This is a genomic window from Methylibium rhizosphaerae (assembly GCF_006386545.1).
Classification (GTDB): Bacteria; Pseudomonadota; Gammaproteobacteria; order Burkholderiales; family Burkholderiaceae_C; genus Pseudorivibacter; species Pseudorivibacter rhizosphaerae.
In genome coordinates this window covers 1-2,388 of record NZ_SWAR01000098.1, presented here as the reverse complement: position 1 = coordinate 2,388, position 2,388 = coordinate 1, and the positions used below count along the sequence as shown (strand labels likewise).

Sequence of the window (2,388 nt, the reverse complement as noted above, 5' to 3'; positions counted from 1 at the left end):
ATGGCGGACGACGACGGCTGGGTGCCCAGCGCCGTGGTGTCGATCGCTTTGGCGTACCGGCGCTGCGCCACCACGCGGGATGCGCCGTCGTATGTGAGTTCCGTCACGTAGCCCAGCGCATCGACCGACTTCACCAGGCGGCCCGCAGCGTCATACGCCTGCCAAGAGCGCTGCGCGCCCGTGGCGACGGCAGGAACGATGAGGCTCAAGTCAGGCGTGGTGGGCCGGCCTTCGCCATCGACCAGGACGGCCGTGTTCACCTGGCTCGCATACGCGATCGTGGAGGAGAGCTGGCCGTTCCGGTTGTAGAAGTACTGCGTGAGCGAACCGTCGGCGTCGACGTCGACGACCTTGCGGCCGACGGCGTCGTACAGCATCCACTGGCGTGCGCCGGTCGGGTCCTGCGTCATCACCAGCCGGTTGGCGGCATCGTAGAAGTACCGGGACTCACCCAGGTTGGAGGCGCCGGGGGCGCTCTGCAGCACCGACACAAGGCGCCCCGCGCGGTCGTAGGTGCTCGTCGTGGACAGGCCGTTGGCGAGGGTGACCGTGGACCGTCCGTTTGCATCGTCGTGCACGTTCACCGTGGTGCGGCTGAGCGCTTCGGCGGTGGCCGTGACGGTGGTGGCCACCACGCGCCCGAGGCCGTCATAGGCGTAGGTGGTCGTCGCCCCGCCGGGCAGCGACACGATGCTGAGCAGTTCCCCTGCCTGGCTGTACACATGGTGGGCGACGGACTGCGAGCCGTCACGCACGCCCTCGCCGGCCGCGTCGACGGCCTGGTAGGTCGTGCTGGTCTTCAGCTGGCCGCGGAAGTCGTAGCCCATGTCGACACGCACCGTGCGAATGCGGTCCTGCACGCCCGTCCAGGCGTTCAGCTGTGCTTCGGTGGGGGCGTCGGTGGTGGCCAGCCCGGCGACCGAATAGGTGGCGCCGGTGTATTGGATGCTCGCGACCCGCTCGCCGAGCGTGTTGTAGCGGTGTTCGGTGACCCGCCCTTCCGCACTGAGCTCGAAGCGGAGCTGATGAGGGTTCGCTGCCGCATACACGAAACGCTGGGTCAACGGCTGCAGGGGCTTGGCCGCGCCGGCGCCGTCCGGGTCCGGCACGAGGTAGGTCGTTTCGGCCAGCAGGTGGTTCTGCGCGTTGTAGACGCGGGTGATGGTGTTGCCGGCAGAGTCGCGCTGGGAGATCTGGTTGCCGTTGCCGTCGTACCCCATGACGATCGAGCGGCCCTCGGCGTCGGTCACCTGCGTCAGGTCTCCATCGCTGGAATAGCCGAACGAGGTGACTGCGGCCACTGCGTTCACCGCCGGAGCGGTCACGCGCAGGAGTTCACCCCGGGGGCCGTACTCGTACACCGTCACCGCCCCCATCGGGTCGGTGACGGCAGTGCGCCGGTTGGCCAGGTCGTAGCTGAACTCGGTGAGGTGGTTCAGCGCATCGGTGACCCTCCAGATGCGGTACTCTCCGCCGCCCACCTGCACGTACTCGAGCTGCAGCGCCGTGCCGTCGGTCTGCGCCACCGAGGCCACCCGGTTGCTGCTGCCGTCGTAGGTGTACGTGGTGACATAGACCTTGCCGTCGGCCACCGAGCCGTCCTCCGGGCTCAGGTCCACCGTCACCGTCTGCAGCCGCTGCTGCGCGTCGTAGCCGTAGCGCGTGCGCGTGAGCTGGCGCGTCGCCCCCTCCTCCTGGTAGGTGGTGCGCAGCTCCACCAGCAGCGCCCCGTCGTACACGAAGGTGGTGGTCTCGCCCCCCGCGGTGCTCACCGACTGCAGGCGCCCGTCAGCGTGGTACGCGTAGCTCAGGGTGTTGCCGCTGGCGTCGCTGGTGGACTCTAGCCGCCCGGCGCTGCTGTAGCGCTCGGTGCGCCCGCTGCTGCCGTCGGTCCACACGTACTGGTCGGCCGCCGTGTCGTAGCCCAGCGTGTCGTGTGCGCCGGCGCCTTCGGTGCTGCGGTACAGGCCCGTGGCCGCGTCGAACGCGTAGGTGGCCACCGCCCCGTCTTCGTCGGTGCGCAGCAGCTGGCTGCCCGGCTGGCCCAGCGTGCCCACCCGCTGCACCCGCTTGAGCTCCACGCCCTGGGCCCAGTTGTCGCCGGAGAAGCTGCCCTGGCTGTTGTAGGTGCGCAGGGTGTTGGCCGCCAGCCCGCTGCCGATCAGCCGCTCGTCGCTGGCCTGCAGCGTGAGGTTGCCGCTGGCCACGTTGACGAAGGCGGCTTCGCCGCTGCGCCCCTGCGCCGCCGAGCCCAGCAGCCCGTGCTGCCCCAGCGTGGCCAGCGAACTCAGGCTCAGGCCCTGGCTGGCGCCACTGACGAATGCGACCATGGTGTCCTCTTTTCTTGAAAGCTGTCCCGTCGCGGAGCGCGGCTCCGCCTCTTGGGCA

At 69.6% G+C, this 2,388-nt stretch carries 1 protein-coding gene; it reads right to left on the bottom strand.

Annotation, left to right across the window (positions count from 1 at the left end; all coding sequences use genetic code 11):
- On the bottom strand, positions 1-2,330 hold a 2,330-nt coding region (locus E8D38_RS27425), incomplete at its 3' end, for an RHS repeat domain-containing protein (protein WP_140637450.1).
- Positions 2,331-2,388 lie beyond the last annotated feature (58 nt).